13 protein-coding genes and 3 pseudogenes are annotated in these 19790 nt (G+C 45.0%); 8 read left to right on the top strand and 8 right to left on the bottom strand.

The features are described 5' to 3' along the window. Window positions 1–24 precede the first annotated feature (24 nt). Complete coding sequence (locus OCU60_RS20725) at window positions 25–213, bottom strand: YgaP family membrane protein (protein ID WP_074374806.1); 189 nt, start codon at window positions 211–213, stop codon at window positions 25–27. Between the two features lie 140 nt (window positions 214–353). On the opposite strand from OCU60_RS20725, the gene OCU60_RS20720 reads away from it, so the two are divergent. The 5 genes from OCU60_RS20720 to nrdG all read left to right on the top strand — a co-directional run bounded on the left by OCU60_RS20720 (window position 354) and on the right by nrdG (window position 7946). Beyond that, a complete protein-coding gene (locus OCU60_RS20720; RefSeq protein ID WP_074374807.1) occupies window positions 354–704 on the top strand; it encodes an ArsR/SmtB family transcription factor in 351 nt (116 codons plus the stop codon). Between the two features lie 181 nt (window positions 705–885). Further along, entirely contained in the window at window positions 886–1935 is a 1050-nt protein-coding gene (locus OCU60_RS20715; protein ID WP_370738703.1) for an efflux RND transporter periplasmic adaptor subunit, read from the top strand. A gap of 12 nt (window positions 1936–1947) precedes the next feature. After that, the gene (locus OCU60_RS20710) at window positions 1948–5106 is read left to right on the top strand and encodes an efflux RND transporter permease subunit (protein ID WP_074374808.1); all 3159 of its coding nucleotides are present in this window, start codon (window positions 1948–1950) and stop codon (window positions 5104–5106) included. A 237-nt stretch (window positions 5107–5343) separates the two neighbouring features. After that, the gene (gene nrdD / locus OCU60_RS20705; protein WP_074374809.1) at window positions 5344–7464 is read left to right on the top strand and encodes an anaerobic ribonucleoside-triphosphate reductase; all 2121 of its coding nucleotides are present in this window, start codon (window positions 5344–5346) and stop codon (window positions 7462–7464) included. 5 nt (window positions 7465–7469) lie between these two features. After that, window positions 7470–7946 (top strand): anaerobic ribonucleoside-triphosphate reductase-activating protein, encoded by a 477-nt coding sequence (nrdG, locus tag OCU60_RS20700; protein ID WP_074374810.1) that lies wholly within the window; start codon window positions 7470–7472, stop codon window positions 7944–7946. A gap of 220 nt (window positions 7947–8166) precedes the next feature. Here nrdG and OCU60_RS20695 read toward each other — a convergent pair. Together OCU60_RS20695 and OCU60_RS20690 are read right to left on the bottom strand one after the other, a co-directional pair. Further along, window positions 8167–8304, bottom strand: a pseudogene (locus OCU60_RS20695) (transposase domain-containing protein); the annotation flags it as partial. A gap of 90 nt (window positions 8305–8394) precedes the next feature. Then, window positions 8395–9272 (bottom strand): annotated as a pseudogene (locus OCU60_RS20690) (IS3 family transposase). Between the two features lie 3 nt (window positions 9273–9275). Here OCU60_RS20690 and OCU60_RS23055 point away from each other — a divergent pair. The 3 genes and pseudogenes from OCU60_RS23055 to OCU60_RS20680 all read left to right on the top strand — a co-directional run. After that, window positions 9276–9614: pseudogene (locus OCU60_RS23055) on the top strand (IS3 family transposase); the annotation flags it as partial. A 405-nt stretch (window positions 9615–10019) separates the two neighbouring features. Further along, complete coding sequence (locus tag OCU60_RS20685) at window positions 10020–11045, top strand: NAD-dependent epimerase/dehydratase family protein (protein ID WP_074374813.1); 1026 nt, start codon at window positions 10020–10022, stop codon at window positions 11043–11045. A gap of 723 nt (window positions 11046–11768) precedes the next feature. Beyond that, window positions 11769–12137: an SH3 domain-containing protein gene (locus tag OCU60_RS20680; protein WP_139302159.1), complete on the top strand. Its 369-nt coding sequence runs from the start codon at window positions 11769–11771 to the stop codon at window positions 12135–12137. A gap of 83 nt (window positions 12138–12220) precedes the next feature. Here the strand turns inward: OCU60_RS20680 and OCU60_RS20675 are convergent, their stop codons facing one another. The 5 genes from OCU60_RS20675 to OCU60_RS20655 all read right to left on the bottom strand — a co-directional run bounded on the left by OCU60_RS20675 (window position 12221) and on the right by OCU60_RS20655 (window position 19698). Beyond that, window positions 12221–13609: an efflux transporter outer membrane subunit gene (locus OCU60_RS20675; protein ID WP_235862234.1), complete on the bottom strand. Its 1389-nt coding sequence runs from the start codon at window positions 13607–13609 to the stop codon at window positions 12221–12223. An 18-nt stretch (window positions 13610–13627) separates the two neighbouring features. Next, entirely contained in the window at window positions 13628–15574 is a 1947-nt protein-coding gene (locus tag OCU60_RS20670; RefSeq protein ID WP_074374816.1) for a MacB family efflux pump subunit, read from the bottom strand. Window positions 15575–15577: 3 nt separating this feature from the next. Continuing rightward, window positions 15578–16759, bottom strand: a complete 1182-nt coding sequence (locus OCU60_RS20665) for an efflux RND transporter periplasmic adaptor subunit (protein ID WP_074374817.1) — start codon at window positions 16757–16759, stop codon at window positions 15578–15580. A 368-nt stretch (window positions 16760–17127) separates the two neighbouring features. Next, on the bottom strand, window positions 17128–18084 hold the full coding sequence (locus OCU60_RS20660) for a transposase (RefSeq protein ID WP_074374818.1): 957 nt from the start codon (window positions 18082–18084) through the stop codon (window positions 17128–17130). Between the two features lie 339 nt (window positions 18085–18423). Next, window positions 18424–19698 carry a hypothetical protein gene (locus OCU60_RS20655; RefSeq protein WP_074374820.1) on the bottom strand — a complete coding sequence of 425 codons (1275 nt, stop codon included), beginning with the start codon at window positions 19696–19698 and terminating at the stop codon, window positions 18424–18426. Window positions 19699–19790 lie beyond the last annotated feature (92 nt).

The raw sequence follows: 19790 nt of genomic DNA, 5'->3' as shown, positions 1-19790 counted from the left end.
GCCTTTTCACGTTTGAGACTGATACTACGCTTTCAATCCGAGCTTTTTGAGAATAAAGACTGCCGGACAGATACCAGTCAATGCGCTTTGAATAAGGTTGAGCCCGACAAAGACTGTCAACCAGACAAAGTAGGGGTGGACGAAATAAGTCAAAATAACGGAAAGCAGTACCATGCTGCCAGCGATGACTCGGACGCCATTTTCAATGGTCATGACATACTCCTTTTTTTGGATTCTTTGTGACTATAGATCTAAAAATTAGCAAAGTCTAATTTATTATTAACTAATATTTGCTTTTCTAAATAAGTTTTGACTAATATAAAGGCATTGAGATTTTTCCCCGTGGAGTGCTCATGCAAGTTAACCATGAACCAAACCAAGTCACTGAGGTTGAGCGAATCAAAGCCCATGCCCAGGATGCGGCTGATTTTTTGAAAATGATGGCACACCCTGAACGATTGATGGTGTTGTGCCAATTGATACAGGGAGAGGTCGGCGTCGGACAACTCCAACAGAATTCGACTTTGAGTCAGTCGGCACTCTCTCAGCATTTGACGGTGCTGCGTAAACATCATTTGGTGGCGTGCCGCAAATCCTCACAGCAGGTGTTTTATTCACTGACCGATAGCCGGGCTGCACAAATCATTGTCAATTTGCAGATGCTATTTTGTGAAGAACCAGAATCACTGAGTGAGAAGTCATGAGCATGTTGGTGGCAAGCCATTGTGTGAACCCCCATTGTGTGAACCTCCCACTTGGTAAAAACAATCGGTTTGTATTTATGCAATGGGTGATTGATTCGGTGGGCTTCGTTCAGGCATATCATCAATGAAAATGAAAACAACAAGAGGTTCGCCAAAGGAGGGGAATCTGATGAAACAGCATATACGGCAACTGGCTTTGGGTCTGGTGGTGGTCTTAGCGGGACAGACGTTTTTTGAGGCGCAGGCAGGAGAATCGTTAGCGGGACAGACAACGGAGCGCCTAGAGGGACAGACACTGATCGTCAAGCGGGCAACGATACCCGAGCAAGTCACCTTCGATGGGATTGTTCAGCCGGTCAATCAAGGAACGGTTGCGGCTCAAACTTCCGGGCGAGTCGTGGGAATGTACGTGGATGTGAATGATGTCGTACAACAAGGTGATGTGTTACTTGAAATCAGTGCGACACAACAAACAGCGTCTTACGATGCCGCAATCGCACAACTGAATCAGGCGGTTGCTCAGAATAAAGAAGCGCAGACTCAGGTGAAGCGCTTTCGACAGTTGATCTCACGAGGCGCGGTTTCTCAAGGGCAACTGGATAGTGCAGAAGCACGTGCCCGAACCGCTGCTGCGGCAGTTCAAGCGGCCAAGGCTGCGACGGTGAAAGCGAAAGATGCGTTAGGCTATACCAGTATCAAAGCGCCTTATTCAGGGATTGTAACCCAGCGTCACGTTGAGTTGGGAGAAACCGTCTCGCCCGGCATGCCATTATTGAGTGGTTATGGGATGTCACCGCTGCGGGTCGAATTTCAAATGCCGCAACGATATCGTGCTTTGGTGACACAGGCGCAACAGTTTTCGATTGAATTGCCGGACGGACACATTCTACAACCCAGCCAATATACGTTATTCCGTTATGCAGATCCGCAATCCCATACGTTTACGATGCGCTTGAGATTGCCTGAGACAAGTGACGCTGAACTTGCACCGGGGATGTGGGTGAAAGCCTCATTCCATACTGGGGACAGACAAGTTGTGCTGGTGCCGAAAACTGCGGTGATCCGACGAGGAGAGCTCAGTGCGGTGTTGCGCGTGAAGGGCGAAGGAAAAGCACAGCGACTGAATCCAGTCCGGCTCGGGCAGGATTATGGTGACTCGGTTGAAATTTTATCCGGACTGGAAATCGGGGATCAGATTGTGACCCATGTGTTTCCAATCGATGCACAGTAGGAGGGGCGTATAATGGAAAAAAAACTGGGCATCTCCGGGCGTATTGCTGCACTGTTTCAACACTCGGCAATTACCCCTCTGTTAGCATTGGTTGGTTTACTCATGGGCGTGTTTGCTGTGCTGGTGACACCGAAAGAGGAAGAGCCCCAAATTGATGTGACTTTTGCCGACATTTATATCCCTTTTCCCGGTGCTTCTCCGGCCGAAGTTGAACATTTGGTCACCAACCCGGCAGAGCAAATAGTCTCGGAGATTCAGGGAATTGATAATATCTATTCTTTTTCACAGCCGGACGGGGCCCTGATTGTTGCGATTTTCAAAGTGGGTGTCTCGCGCAATGATGCAGTGGTGCGAACCTATAATAAACTGTATTCGAATAAAGATTGGATGCCGAGCGGCGTGGGTGTCGGTGAGCCGGTGATTAAACCGCGAGGTATTGAAGATGTGCCAATTGTCAGCCTTACCCTGAGTAATCCAGACGGTCAGATGACTCAACAGCAATTGACAGAAGTGGCTCATGGCCTTGAAACAACGCTGAAAACGATTGACGGAACACGGGATATTTATACCGTCGGGGGACATGACATGATTGTTGATGTCCGGCTCGATCCGGTACGGATGAATAGTTTTGGCATCACCATTGATCAACTGAATCAGGTATTTCAGTCTGCAAACGTCCATTCGCCGCAGTTGATCATCACGGATCATAATCAAGCGATTCCGGTCCGAATCGGGCAGTTTCTCCATCGCGTGTCAGATGTTAAGCAACTCTTGGTCGGTATGCATCATCAGGCGCCGGTCTACCTCAGTGATATTGCGACCGTGACTTTAGGTGCCAATACGCCGACTCAGCATGTTTGGACCAGTGATAAATCCAATTTAGTCCCCGCGGTCACTATCGCCATTGCTAAAAAGGCCGGAGAAAATGCGGTGACGGTTGCCCAGGATGTTGAAACGCGATTACAGGGACTTGAAAACCAGTTGATCCCCGCGAATGTGAAAGTCGATGTGACGCGCAACTATGGCAATACCGCAGCGGAGAAGAGCCATACACTGATCGGTAAATTGATGTTTGCAACCTGTGCTGTGGTGATTCTTGTACTGATTACGATGGGATGGCGAGAAGCCATTGTCGTTGGTATCGCGGTGATGATTACCTTAATGATGACGCTGTTTGCCTCATGGGCATGGGGGTTCACTATTAACCGCGTCTCTTTGTTTGCGTTGATCTTTTCCATCGGCATTCTGGTGGATGATGCCATAGTGGTCGTGGAAAATATTCATCGACATATGTCATTAAAAGGTCGGCAATTTTCGCTGCCTTATGCTGTCGATGAAGTCGGGGGGCCGACAATTTTGGCGACCTTTACGGTAATCGCTGCGCTATTACCGATGGCGTTTGTCACCGGATTAATGGGGCCGTACATGAGTCCGATTCCGATCAATGCCTCGATGGGGATGTTTATCTCGCTGGCCGTCGCTTTTGTGTTAACCCCTTGGTTAGCGGTGAAATTACTGCGTGATCGGCCTCATCAGCAGTCAAAAGAGTCAAAAGAACCGAATCAGGCGATTGTGCAGCGAATCATGGCACCATTTGTTCTATCGCCCCAACAGCGGCGTAATCGCTGGTTGCTCGGTTGCGGTATTGTGATGCTGATTATCGGGTCTCTGTTGCTACCTGTCTATCAGGCTGTCGTCCTGAAAATGTTGCCGTTTGATAATAAATCTGAATTTCAGGTGATACTGGATATGCCGGATGATACGTCGTTAGAACGCATGCAGCGGGTGTTGTTTGAGATGGCGGCCGTACTTGATCAGTCACCTGAAGTGCATGACTACCAAATTTATGCCGGTACGGCTGCACCAATGAACTTTAATGGTCTGGTTCGACATTACTTTACTCGCTCTAGCCCTTATCAGGGGGATATTCAGGTGAATTTGCTGGCGAAGGGCGATCGGGATAAAGACAGCCATCAGATTGCCGGCGAAATACGGCCAAAATTAGTGGCTGTTGCCAGCGTATTTGGCGGAAAAGTGAAAGTGGTCGAAGTGCCACCGGGCCCGCCGGTCTGGTCTCCGATTTTAGCTGAAGTTTATGGGCCGACGGCTGAGGTCCGTTCGCAGGCTGCGAGACAGATCCGTCACTTATTCCAGACCAGTGCCGATATCGTCGATGTCGATATTTATCTGCCGGAACCTCATCAACAGTGGCAGGTGCGGATTGATCGTCATAAAGCTGCGCTTGTTCAGGTTCCTTACGCATCGATTGTGCAAGCGCTGACCACCGCCATTGGCGGGCAGCCTGTCAGTTATCTGCATACCGATTATAGTAAGTATCCGGTCCCGATTCAGCTTCAGGCAACTGAAGGCGATAAGGCAAATCTGTCCCAGTTGCTTGAGATGCGCGTTACCAGTCAGGATGGGATCGCGTATCCGCTGTCTGATTTGGTTCGGGTGCGTCAGGTTGCGGCAGATGATTATATTATGCATAAGAACCTGGTCCCGATGGTGATGGTGGTCGGTGATATGTCCGGTCGTACGGATAGTCCGCTTTATGGGATGTTTGAGATAGCCAGCCGGATGAAAACGCTGCCGTTTCCGGTTGAGCAAAACTACATCAATCAACCATCGGGTCTTAGTCAGGTCTCGGTTTTGTGGGATGGTGAGTGGAAAATTACCTATGAAACGTTTCGGGATATGGGGATTGCCTATGCTGTCGGGATGATCTTGATCTATCTATTGGTTGTGGCTCATTTTAAATCCTACCTGACACCGCTGATTATTATGTCTCCGATTCCGCTGACGATGATTGGTGTGATGCCGGGACATGCACTCTTGCATGCACAATTTACGGCGACCTCCATGATCGGCATGATTGCGTTAGCCGGGATCATTGTGCGTAATTCTATCTTGCTGGTGGATTTCATTCGTCAGGAACATCAACAGGGGATGGCCTTCTCTGAAGCCGTGATCAATTCTGTCAGAGTACGGGCAAAACCAATTCTGTTGACTGCGTTGGCAGCAATGATTGGCTCTCTGTTTATTCTCGATGATCCAATCTTTAATGGGCTCGCGATTAGTTTGATTTTCGGGGTATTTGTGTCCACGTTATTGACATTAATCGTGATACCGGTGCTGTATTTTGCGGTGATGAAAAATCGTTTTGAGTAAAAAATCCACCTTGGTGGTGGAAAATTTTTTGTTTTCAGGGATGTTCTTTCATAAATGAGATCTGCTGATAATAATCGTGTTTATCTTATCCATTCGCTGTGCTTTGTTGATCTTGATCAATACATGCCGAAGGGGCTTTTCGTTAAATGCACTACAATATGTAGTGTTAATGTATCGATATGAAACCCTATATCATGTGTTTCACCCAAAGTGAATGATGATGGGTAAGGAGATAAAGTGAAACCGATTGTGATCAAACGCGATGGCTCAAGAGCAGCGTTTCATCGAGACAGAATTCAGGCTGCTGTTGAAGCAGCAGCCGAACATACTGATCAAGAACTGGCCATCTATGCCTTAAATGTTGCGCTGGCTGTAGAGTTGAAGCTCAAGGATTACAAAGAAGTTCATATTGCAGAAATTCAGATGTTGGTTGAGAACGAATTAATGCAGGGCCCTTATAAATCATTGGCTCGTTCTTACATTGAATATCGTCATGATCGTGATATTGCCCGAGAGAAACAAAGTGCGCTGACACGAGAAATTGAAGGGTTGATCAATGAAAGCAATGCTGACTTGCTAAATGAAAATGCCAATAAAGATGGCAAGGTGATTCCGACTCAGCGTGACTTGTTGGCTGGGATTGTCGCGAAACACTATGCCAAGACCCGAATTCTTCCCCGTGATATCGTCCAGGCACATGAAGCCGGCGATATTCACTACCATGATCTGGACTACGCACCTTTCTTTCCGATGTTCAACTGTATGTTGATTGATTTGAAAGGCATGTTGACGCACGGCTTCAAAATGGGCAATGCAGAAATCGATACACCGAAATCGATCTCGACAGCAACAGCCGTGACGGCCCAGATTATTGCTCAAGTTGCCAGCCACATTTATGGCGGGACGACGATTAATCGCATTGATGAAATCTTGGAACCTTACGTTCTGGCAAGCTATCACAAACATCTTGATGTTGCCCACGAATGGGATATTCACGATCCCGAAGCATTTGCGGCCACGCGGACTGAAAAAGAGTGTTATGACGCATTTCAATCGCTGGAATATGAAGTGAACACGCTGCACACTGCCAACGGACAGACTCCTTTTGTGACGTTCGGTTTTGGTCTGGGTACCAGTTGGGCTTCGCGGCTGATTCAAATTTCTATTTTGAAAAACCGGATTGCCGGTTTAGGAAAAAATCATAAAACCGCTGTGTTTCCAAAACTTGTTTTTGCGATTAAAGATGGCTTAAACCATCAAGCGGGTGAGCCGAATTATGATATCAAACAACTGGCGCTCGACTGTGCAACCAAGCGGATGTATCCGGATATTCTCAACTATGACCGTGTGGTTGACGTTACCGGTTCCTTTAAAACCCCGATGGGCTGCCGGAGTTTCCTCAGTACCTATGAAGAGCATGGCGAATTAATACATGACGGCCGCAATAACCTTGGGGTCGTGAGTCTAAATCTGCCGCGGATTGCATTGCAGGCCAAAGGGGATTTGACGCGCTTCTACCAAATTCTTGATGAACGTTTGTCACTGGCGCGTCGGGCGCTGGAAACCCGAATTAGCCGTTTAGAAAAAGTCCGCGCGCGGGTTGCTCCGATTCTGTACATGGAAGGTGCTTGTGGGGTCAGACTGGAAGCGGATGAGCCGATTGCTCATATCTTTAAAAATGGTCGGGCATCGATTTCACTGGGTTATATTGGGGTTCATGAAACGATCAACGCACTGTTTGGTGATCAACAGCATGTTTATGATCACCAAAAACTCCGGGATGAAGCGATAAAAATTATTGGTTACCTTAAAGCAGCCACCAACCGCTGGGCGGAAGAAACGGGGTATGGGTTCAGTCTGTACGGTACACCGAGTGAAAACTTGTGTAACCGTTTCTGCCGTATTGATGCCAAAGAGTTTGGGATGTTCGACGGTGTAACCGATAAGGGTTACTACACCAATAGTTTCCATTTGGATGTAGAGAAAACGGTCAATCCATACGACAAGATTGACTTTGAAATGCCATATCCGGCGCTTTCGAGTGGTGGTTTTATCTGTTACGGCGAGTTCCCGAATATGCAGCGTAATGTTGAAGCGTTGGAGAACGTTTGGGATTACAGCTACAGTCGCGTGCCTTACTACGGGACCAATACCCCGATCGATGAATGTTATGAGTGTGGTTATACCGGCGAATTTTCTTGTACCAGTAAAGGATTTGTTTGTCCGAAATGTGGTAACCATGACCCGGCCAAAGTGTCCGTCATCCGCCGGGTATGCGGCTATTTAGGCAGCCCTGATGCTCGACCGTTCAATTTTGGTAAGCAAGAAGAAGTTAAACGACGAGTGAAGCACCTATAACTGTTATGAATTATCATCAATATCATCAGGTTGATGTTGTGAATGGAGAGGGTACGCGGTGTACTCTCTTCGTTTCAGGATGCGAGCATCAATGTCGGGGCTGTTATAACCAATGTACATGGTCTCCTCGTTCTGGCCATCCATTTACACAAGAATTGGAAGACCAGATTATTGCCGATTTACAAGACACTCGTATCAAACGCCGTGGTTTGTCATTATCTGGTGGGGATCCCCTTCATCCTGCAAATCTTTCGGCTATATATCAATTAGTCTCCAGAGTAAAAACTGAGTGTCCTGATAAGGATATCTGGATGTGGACTGGGTATACGCTCAATGAGCTATCAGAGTCACAGCGTGCGATTGTCGATATGGTTGATGTGCTGATCGATGGCAAATTTGAACAAGACAAATATGATCCTGAATTACTTTGGTGTGGCTCCAGTAATCAGGTTATCCATCGATTTGATCGTGAACCTCGTTAGTTTGGCCAAAAATGTTGTTGGTGAGTTTTTCGTTTCTTTCTGAGAGAACAATACCTACAAAATTCCAACTACCTTAAAGACACCTAAGGAGAAATATAGAGGTAACTAAAACCGGACACGCGGTTAGGCCGATTTTCGGCAATTGCAGGCGGAACGCCATCATTATGTTGATGAGTAAGCGATTTATTCTCAGCAGTATTAAGGTTGATAGCCAGAAGTATTAACCTCTGGCGATATTCCACGGAAGAAGAGATTCGATTTGCTCTACCGTCTCGGCATACGGTAGTTTAGTCAGAACGGTATGAAGGTATTCGTAGGGTTAAAGCCCATTCAGCTTTGCAGTTTCCACAATGCTATAGCAGACCCCAAGCTAGGCTTGCGGTGAAAGTGACATGGTGAAGACCTCCAGTTAAGTAATGACGACTGTCATTATCGGTCTTCACTCAGATTATGGAATTACGCTGAGAATTGAGCGTATACGTTGATGAGGTTGTTGCCAGTTGTAATAGTCCATCAGGTCCACTGATATCTTGTTTTGCTTCCCGAACCGATGAGTAACCCATTTCTGGTATCCATTCCGATTTTAAACTGCGGATGACCACTTGACGAGTGTATAAATCGAGAATGACAGTCAGATAACGCCAACGACCTTCAGCCCAGATGTAAGTGATGTCACCACACCAAACTTCGTTTGGAGAATGAACATCAAACTGTCTGGTGAGCTGATTGGGTATATCGGATCGTTTCATACCACCGGTTTTATAACGGTGAACACCGGGTTGCTTTGATATTAAGCCAGCTTCTTTCATTAAGCGACGGACTTTGAAGCGACCGACCTGATATCCGATAGCTTTCATCATCGAAATGAGCATCCAACTTCCTGCTGAGCCTCGGCTAATTCGAAATAGCCGTTTCAGCTCGCTAAGTAATTTTATTTAAATCAATAGATTGACGACGATTTAAATAACCATAAAAAAAGATGTAGCGATATCGAATGATGCACAGACCAGTTCGGTGTCTTCATGCTCCCTCAATTGGTCTATCAGCGCGTACGTTCTCATTCATCCGCCATTAAGAGAGCTGAAGCCTTTTTTAATATGGCTTTTTCTCGTTACAAACGATTAATTCTGGCTTCAAGCTCCTGAATTTTTGCTGCTCAGGCGTTAACGCTTTATTGCCTGGCATTACGCCAGTTCTCTCTTGTTCAAGCTGTTTAACCCAATGTCGGAGAACCGTTTCACCGATATCAAGGGAACAGCTGGCTTCAGGTATAGAATAACCTTGGTCAAGGACCAAATATGCAGCTTCAAGTTTAAACCTTGCTATATTATTTGGCGTCGAGGATCGAAGAGAAAAGTTCTTATCCACTCAGACAGAATGTTCAATATATACTTCTAGTGATTGACGAAGCTTCTTAAAGGAACACAATATGAAAATCAGCATGGGTCGCAAGGGAAACTATCATTATAATGCTGTAGGTAAAGTTTTTTCTCGTTACTGAAGAAAGATCGGATAAAGAGGAAAACAGACAAAATCTGTGATGAAGCTCGCTCAGAGATATTTGATTATATCGAGTGCTTCAACCCTAAATGGAATCATGGTACTAATTGTAGACTGTCACCAAATAAGTATGAAAGGCAGTGTTCTCAGAAGTTTGATAGTGTATAGAGATCTGGTGTTTTACCAATATATAATTTATAGTCGACGTTTTATTTATAATTCAATTATAAGAAATAAACTCTCTATATTAATAATGTTGACATTATTGCACCTGTTAAATTAGAAGCTAATCAAATTAATTTTATTGTTTGAGTTTATTTGTTAATAAAAATTGGAAAATAAAGCATATTTAAATGTAATTCTCCCCAGAAAATGTATGTTGGTAAGTAGAGCTTTCCCATTTGCACTGAAATAAACGGGTATTGCGATAACCTGGGCAATTGTCGCCATTCTCGATAATCATTAGCAGTCAGATGGCTTTGTATAACTGCCGAAATCTATCGCTGTAATGGGTAAGGAGAATCAGATTCCATCTTCGTGGATACTAGACCATTTTCAGTTGGGGAGAACATTATGTGTGAGGTTATAGTGAAAAATATATTAGTGACAGGTTCCGCTGGGTTTATAGGCTTTCATCTGACTCTTCATTTGTTGCAGATGGGGTTGAAAGTTACGGGTGTTGACGCACTGACTGATTATTATGATGTCGAGTTGAAGAAAAAAAGACTTAGTATTCTTCAAGAATACTCTTCTTATCAGCATACCACCATTAGGTTGGAAGATAAGAAGAAGTTATTGTCAGTCTGTGAAGAGAGCCAAGCTGAGGTTATTGTTCATTTGGCTGCTCAAGCAGGTGTACGCTATAGCATTGATCATCCGAATGAATATTTGGATACTAATATTACTGGCACGTTTAACATTCTTGAATGCGCGCGTATTACGCGAGTGAAGCATCTGCTTATGGCGTCGACATCTTCGGTCTATGGAGCGAATACATCATTACCATTTGATGAAAGTCAGCATACCGATAATCCACTGACATTTTATGCTGCCACTAAAAAATGTGGTGAAATTATGGCACATTCATACTCCCATCTATTTGAGCTCCCTATCACGGTATTCCGGTTTTTTACTGTTTATGGACCATGGGGAAGACCTGACATGGCTCTTTTTAAATTTACTCAGTGTATATTAAATGGTGATCCCATTGATATTTATAATGGTGGTGAAATGTATCGTGATTTCACCTATGTTGCCGACCTTACACAAGCAATCATTCTGCTACTTGAGCGAATTCCGCGTCGAACGTTAGAAAATGATTATGATGAGAATGCCAGCAGTGTTGCCCCATTTCGCATCGTAAATATTGGGAACTCAGAAAAAGTCAAATTGATGGACTTTATTGAAGCCATCGAAGATTCATTGCACATGAAAGCGAAAAAAAATTATCTTCCGATGCAACAGGGTGATGTTCCAGCAACCTGGGCTGATTGTACTTTACTGAAAAATCTAACAGGATACCAACCTCAAACGCATTATAGTGATGGTATTTTGGAATTCGTAAACTGGTATCGGGAATTTTATTTTCATTCCATTTGATATTATCAATACACTTTAAATTTAAAGGATAGAATAATGTTTTCTTATGAAGATGATAAGGTTATTTTTATTAGGAAAACGCTCAAATCATGGCCAGTTTTAGTTAACCACTTGTATGTTGAAGCGTTGGGTGATTCACTATATGAGATGTATTGCTCACATTGATTTTTTCTAGAGAGATTCTGCACTAGACAAATGTAACATGATAATGATTTTCCTCTATTTGAGTATTTTTATTTTAAATATCCTAAAGCAATGAATGGTGCATTTAAATCTCGTGATTATATTTTTTATACGTACAAATAAAATATATCAAATGAAGAAGCTAATTATCTTGCTGTTCATCTTCACTGCCTTATAAATGTTGTTGGTAGCTAGTTTTTATAACTGCTAAAAATGGCATAAATAAAAATCCGGTGTACGGCATTTTTTAAGATAGCAGTCTCATTCGCGTTCAAATCGCTGATTCTCTAGTCAATAGCGAAGTCACGTTTTGCACCCAGCCTTTCTCTGAGAGAGAACATGACTGCTGGGGGCAATGGGTGATTATCAACCAAATCATTCATATCCTGAATTAGGATGCGTCATTGTTATACGATAACTGTATCTTGAAATCAGTTGTGTATAGAATATACGTCAATGCGGTTATTTTCAGTTGGGTCATGCTGCAAGGTCGTATATGAAAAGTATGAAAGAAAGTATGAAAAAATGATGAAAAAAAGTATGAAAATAATAATGTTGTGCTGTATGGGGTTGTCTTTCACACTCACCGCTCAAGCCAATAGCTGTTTGAAAGGACAGACATGTCATCATGTTCAGAATAGTGGATATCATCAGCTTCAGCCGATGTTATCCGCTCATAAAGAGAGCCGGGAAAAACTTTACCGGGGTGCTGGCAACTATGTGGTGACGGCAAAACGGTTAAATGTGCGTGGCGATAATTTACTGGATGGTCGGCCGGTTGGTCAGCTGGAATACGGCGAGAACATTTATGTTTATCGTTTTTCTCGTGGCTGGGCGATGATTCAGTTCAGAAATGAAGTCTCTTGGGTGAGTGGGCGATATCTGAGATACCACCCCTCTGAGTTTTGAATTCAGAACCTTGAGTTCAGCACTGCAGCCGGTTTACACCGGCCGTTTGGTTGTGTGCTGATCAATACCGCCATATCGATGCGTTAAGGATTGGACGCGGTTAAAGGGGGGGCGATATCGCTTCCTCCCAGCGCCTGATATAACGTGGCCTGAATATGGTACTGGTTATAACGGTTCTCCAGTAACGACTCCTGCGCACTGCGTTGGTTTTCTTGTGCATCTAACCAGTCTCGGATACTCACGGCACCATGATGATACTGACTGGCATAAATCTGCTCTGCCGCTGTTGCTGCGTCATACTGCTCTTTGAGTCTAAACCCTTGATATTGATAGTGCTGTTTCGCTGAGAGCGCATTATCAACATCCGTCATCGCGGTATACAGGGTCTGACGATAATTCACCAGTGCCGTTCGATAATTGGTTTGCGCGATTTTTCGGTTCAGGGACATTTGATTCCATTGTAAAAAAGGCAGGATCATTTCTGCCCCCAGCGTGCCGAGTGGATCGGTCAGAAGATGACGCAACTGCGAAGAAGCGTCTCCAACAGAACTGGTCAGCGTCAGCGTCGGTAAGTATCCGGCAACCGTTGCATCGCTGGTCGCCAATGCTGATTTCAGTTCATAAAGAGCAGCTTTGACATCTGGTCTTCTGATCAACAGATCCGCCGGAACGCCCGCAGCCACTTCGGGAATCGGCTCTTTAGGGAGCGACTGAATCTGTAATTCACCCTGTTTCGGTGGCTGATTGAAGAGTATTGCCATCGCATTTTCTGCTTCGGTCAAAGATTGCAGCAAGTCACTATGGGCAGCTTGTTGCCCGGCTAAACTACGTTTGGCTTCCAGAACATCCAGTTCGGAAACGGCACCACTGTGATATTGGCGTTGCGCCAGCGCCAGAATTTGTTTGGCATAAGCGATACTCTTGTCACTGAGTGCGACCCGTTCTTTTAGGTAACCAATTTGCCAATAGAGTGAAGCCGTCGTTGAGGCGAGGCTTTGTGCGGTACTTTCTCTGTCTGCGGCACTGGCAATTGCGGTCCATTGGGCTGCATTGACGGATGAAGCGACCCGTCCCCATAGATCCAATTCATAGCGAACAGAAAGGTTGGCCGAGTAATTTTTACTATTGGTGCCTGAATCTAATCGTTTCGAGTGTGAAGCGGCAAGTGTCGATGACAATTCAGGGTATTGATCCGTTTCACTCAGGCCGGCTTCCAGACGCGCTTTTTGCAGTGTCAGTGTTGCCAGCGTCAGATCATTATTGATGCGCAACATCTGTTGAATGAGTCGATTGAGTACCGGATCGTTAAATCGTTCCCACCATGGGCTAAGGCTGACCTGATCGGTCACTTGTTGGGTTTGCCATGCCGCCGGAACGTCTACTTGTGGCGGTGTGAACTTGGTGTGAGTTAGCGAGGAACAACCCGATAGCAGCAGGGTTGATATCGCAATGTGCAACAATGGTTTGATCATGATTGAATTCATTGGTCATTAATCCCTTGCCAGCGCTTCGATTGGATCCAGACGTGCCGCATTACGTGCAGGTAAAAATCCGAACAGCACCCCAATAAGTGTTGAGCAGAGAAATGCAGTGATAATGGATGTTGTGGAATAAATCATCTGGAAGTTGTTGCCACCACCACTATACGAGAATATGACGCCAATCAGGAAGGCGAGAGAAATGCCTAATATACCCCCACAGAGGCAAACCAGTACTGCTTCAATCAGAAACTGGCGTAAGATGTCACTTTGTCTCGCGCCGACCGCCATACGAACCCCGATTTCCCGGGTTCTTTCCGTAACGGAAACCAGCATAATATTCATGACACCGATACCGCCGACAATGAGCGAGATAACAGCAATGGCCGAAATGAGTAGGGTCATTGTCGCGGTTGTTTTTTCAATATTCTGGCGGATGGTATCTGTGTTAATCGTAAAGAAGTCTTGCGTGCCGTGACGCATTGTCAGAAGCGAGATGATCGCCTGCTCGGCCGCTTGGCTGGGTGCGGAGTCATTGATTCTAACGGTGAGTCGGTCTAAATGAGGGCGACCGAGCATCCGACCCGCTACGGTGGTATAGGGAACCCAGACTCTTAGTGAATCATTATTGCCGAATGGACTTTCTCTCGGTTGGGTGACACCGATGATTCGCACGGGTAATGTATTGAGAAAAATGACTTGACCGATAGGGTCGCTCCGTGGAAACAGTGACTGTTTTGTATTGTTATCAATCACCGCTTCCTGTGCTAATGACTGAACACTGTTGCTATCCCAGTATTGCCCTGTTGCAATCTCGTAACCTCTGACACGGAAATATTCAGGCCCGACCCCTTCAACACTGGCTGTCACAGCCTGATTGGTATAGCGAATGGTGACACTACTACTGATGGACGGGGTCACGCTATCGACAAAAGGTAGTATTTTCAGTGCATCACCATCACTGGCACTCAGCGTTCTGATTCGATTGGCTCGCCGGTCACCGAATCCGCTTCCCGGCCGAATATCGATGGTGTTGGTACCCATGGAACTGATGTTTTTCAAAATGGCTTGTCGTGATCCGGTACCTAAGGCAACAACCGATACGACAGATGCAATGCCGATAATAATTCCCAGCATAGTCAAAAACGTTCGGAGTCGATGGCTCGACATGGCAAGCAGAGCCATTTTGAACGCTTCGATGTAACGATCCCAGTTGAACCAACGTTGAACCTGCGGAGATGGCGGTTGTCGCTGTGTCTGATGTCGTTGTGCGTGATGCTGTTGATCACGAATGATTTCACCATCTTTAATTTCAATGATGCGGTCGGCGAATTGTGCAACGTGCATATCATGGGTAACGATGATAATCGTGTGTCCATCTTGGTGCAGCTCTTGTAATAGCTTGAGCATCTCTTCACCGCTGTGACTATCCAAAGCGCCAGTAGGTTCGTCCGCTAAAATGACATCGCCACCGTTTATCAGTGCCCGGGCGACACTGACTCGTTGCTGCTGTCCACCACTGAGCTGACTGGGCTTATGATCTAAACGCTCACCCAATCCAAGACGTGTTAACAGTTGACTGGATCGCTCTCGACGACTTTTGCGCGCTTTCCCTGCGTAAACGGACGGAACTTCAACATTATTGACTGCGGTTAAATCACCCAATAAATGATAGCGTTGGAAGATAAACCCAAAATATTCCCGACGGAGTTGGGCCAGATCATCTCCCCGCATTGTCGAGGTATCTTGGCCATTAATGAGATAATGACCTTGTGAGGGTTTATCGAGACAACCAAGAATATTCATCAGTGTCGATTTCCCCGAACCGGAGGCGCCGACAATGGCGACCATTTCACCGCGCTCAATCGTCAAATCGATGTCTTTCAAAACCGTCAGCGTCTGTTCTCCGGCAGGAAAACTGCGAGATACACCAGACAAATGGAGTAATGCATCCTTCATCTGTTACATCCTCGTTGAGCGGCGGAAACGGCGGGGTGTCTGTGAGTCATCATTTGGTAAACTGAGAATCACTTGATCGCCTTCGTTCAAACCACTGAGAACTTCCGCCCGGACTTTATTGTTAATACCAATCGTAACATCACGAAATTCGACTTGGCCTTTCACCAATACCGGGACTTGATAACCGTTTGGATCATTGTCACTGGAGCGTAAGATCTGAGAGGGAATCATCAACGCATCGTCAGATTGATTGAGGACGATCGTCACTTGTGCCGTCATACCGATACGTAGCACACCATCTGGATTATCAATATCAAACAAACCGTTATAATAAATCGCTTCTGAATCATTCGATGTCATATCACTATCGTCACCGTCCATCACAGTCGGGCCGGGTTCAATGGCACGTAAAGTCGCGTGATAACGGTGGTTTGGCTGGCCTAGAATAGTAAAGTAGACCGGTTGCCCCGCATGAACATGGATGACGTCTGCTTCGGATATTTCAGCTTTCACTGTCATCTGATTTAGGTTTGCCAGTTCAACAATGGTGGGGGTTGTCTGATTGGCATTCACCGTTTGGCCAACTTCCACTGCGGTATAAACGACTGTCCCGTCCATCGGTGCTGAAATTGTTGTATAACCCAGATCGACTTTGGCTGAATCAACATTGATTTCAGCTTGTTCAATACCGGCGCTCAGTTGATCCAGTTCTGCTTGATAGACAGCGAGGTTTGATTCGGCTAATTCATAATCGGCTTTGGAGCTGGCATTGTCTGCCAGCATTGCTTTTTGACGGTTATAGGCCAGTCGAGCTTGGCGGATTTGCGCTTGTTTAGCACGATACTGTGCTTTCAAACTCGTAAGCGAGGCAAGGGATTCTTTAAGACTATTTTGTTGTGTCAGGCTATCGATTTGTGCGATGAGCTGCCCTTTTTTGACTTGCTCACCGAGCTTGACGGGTAAAGTCACAATCTGTCCGGAGGCTTGGGCACCGACACTGACTAATTTGGAAGCTTGTAACATCCCATTCGCAAGGACATTATTTTCAATGTGTCCTTTTTTGACTGTTTGTGTCGCGTAAACCGGCTGTGGCTCCGGCTGCAGCCACCAGTAAGTGACACCAACTGAGAGAACCAAGAGTAAAATGATACCGAATAACAACCATTGTTTTGAAAGCTTTTTCATAAAGGATGGGAGACCATGGTAAGTAAAGTGGATAAACAACGTGTATCTCAGACATATTTGAATGGTTAATCTGCCACAAGCGTTGGTAAGTCACAAGTGGCATTCATAAGCATTAATATTAATAAGGACATATTAATAAGGACACACGTTTCAACCGGGTTTAAGTTACGAGAGTTACGAGGACAGGCATTCCAACTCCGCAGCCGAGTTCTTAATGCGAGTTCTTAATGGGTGTCAGTTGAGCGATGTTCTGAGATGGAATAAGAGTGTTGGATTATAGAATGAGTTTTAAATGGTGTAAGGGTATGGCCAGTGACTGGCTTCGTGCAGTTGTCAAATACAAGTTGAACGGATATTTGGAGCGCTATTTAGATGGATAATCCATGTAAACGTTGCCTATTCAATCGATGTTTCACGACTTGAAGTCGCTTTGATGAACCGACCCATAAACATCGCTTACGTTCTAGTCGGGTACATAAGTCGAAGTTGTCGGGATGACTGGTAGATAATCGGATGAGAATGGTTGGTTGTTTGTTGTCAATACGGCCCGGTTTTCCTTCTCGAATTTGTCGACCAACCCAATCAATCCACTCAATATAATCAATCAGGCGGAATGGAATCCCATCAGATTTTTTATGAGAGGATTCACCAACAAATGGAAAAAGCCTTGAGCGTGGGGCTTGAGCTGCATTCAGTAAATCAAGCCGTCTCTTAATCGATGTATACTCTGAAGCTTCTGGTGTTTTAGCGATGCCAGCTCGAACCGGATTTAGATCTGTATAGGCCATTGCTGCCAGCAGCGCTTTCTCATCTAGTAAAGCCTGAGATTTAAATCGACCTTCCCAGAAATGCCCGCGGCATTGATCTTCCTGATTCGCTTGTTTAGCAATACTGAAATTGATTTCTTTCATCAACCAACTTAGAGAATAGAGTCGCTCTCGCCAAAGATAGATGATTGTTCGACAGGTCTGAATTTCAGAATTGGTCGTCTGATTTTTTAGATATTTCAGGATCAATGATGGCAACTGATGCTCCTTTCCCCAGCGTATGATGACTTCCCTGTCCGATAATTGTTCTGCTTTTTGTCGGTTAAGATGAACGACCAAATGATAATGGTTGCTCATCACCGCATAGGCGCAGATGTCGATACAATATACTTGGGCTAAAGCCAAAATACGTTGTTCAACCCAGTAACGTCGATGTTCGTAGGATTTCCCGGTCAGTTGATCTTCTCCGCATAAGAATGCTCGTCGGACGCAACGTGACACGCAGTGATAGTAGGCTGTGATATCAGGAGAAACCAACTGTGTTCTGGGGATAGTCATAAAAAGAAACCGCATCAACGAATTGAGCTGGAAGTATGTCGAATGAAAGAATAGCGAGGAAGGGCATGATTCTCATGATACGAGTCATGTCGGTTTTTTCGGTGTAATTTTGATGTTGATAAAGAATGACATACTTGTTGGCTTTAACATCTGTCCCCATGAGAAGAGAATGTGTTTCAGTTTCCTTAAAACGTCTGTCCCTAGAAGAAAAAAGAACCTGGCCTGCGGCGCCCCCTGACAACCATGGACTATCAAACGATCAAAATATCAGGGATGACAAACTTGTCATCCCTGCGAGCAAAATTATTTTAAATAAATGGGTTGGCGTGGATAGTTGTTTTACTGTGCTTGTAAATTTTCCGACTCCGTTTGCTGGGAGGCCGGGGATTTATCCGCTGCTTCCCCTAATTTGTTTTGTTCTGGTTGAGGCGCGGCTTTTGATGGTGATTGCTGTGATTTTAATCGTGTCACCAATGTTTCCAGATTTTTTATATGCGTTTGTTCTTGAAGCAATTGCTTTTGTAGTGTTTGTTGTTGCTGATAGGCTTCTGTCAGTGCTGTTTGTAGCTTCTGATTATTTTGCTGTTGCGCCGTGTTTTTGGCCTGCCAGTTTTCTTGTTGTGTTTGCGCGAGTTGTTGAAGGGTTGCGACACTCTCCAGAATATGATTTGTCTGTTCTCTTAGCACTTGATCCCGGAAGTCTGAATGGTCGATAGCTTGTGAAATAGCCAGTAGTTTGTTTTCGATCTCAAGAACAATTGGTTCGAATTGACCATCTTCAATACTACGTAATTGTTTCACCATGTGTGTGACTTGTTCTAGATGAGCGATTTCAAACTGACCGGACTGTGCTGCTTTTTCTATCGCTGTAATATCCCGAGGATTGGACTGAACCGTTGCCTCAACCAATTGGATTTGATGGTTGGCTTTCGCAAAGGTGATGGGAGCCACCTCATTAAAGTCTTCTTGTTTCAATAATGTGAGTTTCTTCTGTAATGGCTGGACATATTTGAGGCGCATTACCTTCACTTCAAGGCTCCGAGAGAGATTCAGAAACGCCACCTGTTTTGTCTGTGCCTTTTCTAATTTATCTTCAGCAACATATTCAAATAAGTCATGGTATAGCTGATTCACTCGTTTATATGCTCTGCGATCATACTGTTGTGCATCGATCTTTGTTAAATAATCCATCTCAGCAATCGCATCGGCAAGGAAGTGATCCGCTTTTTCTTTGAAGGTCTGAAGTTGGTTTAACTGCTGCTCGATCGTGTCAATATACTGGTTAAATTTGTCTGCATAAGTTTGACTGGAGAAAATTGACACACTTTCGGTGGTTCTTGATGGATCGGACTGAATCTCCTGATATAAAGATTGAGCATCTTTCCATGCATCTTGTAGCTTGTTGTAATGAGATTCGGAGTAAATTTTGAACGATTCAACATCCGTGAGCGTTTCATCCCATTGCTGATAAGTGGTTTGAATATGAGTAAACAGCGCATAAGACTGGGATTGTTCGTCGGTTGGATTATCCGATGATGTCTGATGCGGCGTACTCTGACAACCCGCTATGCCAATCAGTAGGCATAAAGCGACTGCGGATGTTATTGGTTTCATGTTGCTTATCCTTATGATCAATCTATCTACTTAGCAAATGTTATGGCTTGTTTTTATAGCATGGCCTGTTTTTATGATAAGTACCTTGCCAT

The organism is Vibrio spartinae, assembly GCF_024347135.1.
GTDB lineage: Bacteria > Pseudomonadota > Gammaproteobacteria > Enterobacterales > Vibrionaceae > Vibrio > Vibrio spartinae.
The sequence above is the reverse complement of the archived record's forward strand: the minus strand, read 5'-3'. Positions and strand labels throughout refer to the sequence as shown.

What these genes read in the sequence shown, in the direction of transcription:
- OCU60_RS20725 (WP_074374806.1), bottom strand. Translation starts at nt 213, where the DNA reads ATGACCATTGAAAATGGCGTCCGAGTCATCGCTGGCAGCATGGTACTG.
- OCU60_RS20720 (WP_074374807.1), top strand. Translation starts at nt 354, where the DNA reads ATGCAAGTTAACCATGAACCAAACCAAGTCACTGAGGTTGAGCGAATC.
- OCU60_RS20710 (WP_074374808.1), top strand. Translation starts at nt 1,948, where the DNA reads ATGGAAAAAAAACTGGGCATCTCCGGGCGTATTGCTGCACTGTTTCAA.
- nrdG (WP_074374810.1), top strand. Translation starts at nt 7,470, where the DNA reads ATGAATTATCATCAATATCATCAGGTTGATGTTGTGAATGGAGAGGGT.
- OCU60_RS20685 (WP_074374813.1), top strand. Translation starts at nt 10,020, where the DNA reads ATGTGTGAGGTTATAGTGAAAAATATATTAGTGACAGGTTCCGCTGGG.
- OCU60_RS20680 (WP_139302159.1), top strand. Translation starts at nt 11,769, where the DNA reads ATGAAAATAATAATGTTGTGCTGTATGGGGTTGTCTTTCACACTCACC.
- OCU60_RS20675 (WP_235862234.1), bottom strand. Translation starts at nt 13,609, where the DNA reads ATGATCAAACCATTGTTGCACATTGCGATATCAACCCTGCTGCTATCG.
- OCU60_RS20670 (WP_074374816.1), bottom strand. Translation starts at nt 15,574, where the DNA reads ATGAAGGATGCATTACTCCATTTGTCTGGTGTATCTCGCAGTTTTCCT.
- OCU60_RS20665 (WP_074374817.1), bottom strand. Translation starts at nt 16,759, where the DNA reads ATGAAAAAGCTTTCAAAACAATGGTTGTTATTCGGTATCATTTTACTC.
- OCU60_RS20660 (WP_074374818.1), bottom strand. Translation starts at nt 18,084, where the DNA reads ATGACTATCCCCAGAACACAGTTGGTTTCTCCTGATATCACAGCCTAC.
- OCU60_RS20655 (WP_074374820.1), bottom strand. Translation starts at nt 19,698, where the DNA reads ATGAAACCAATAACATCCGCAGTCGCTTTATGCCTACTGATTGGCATA.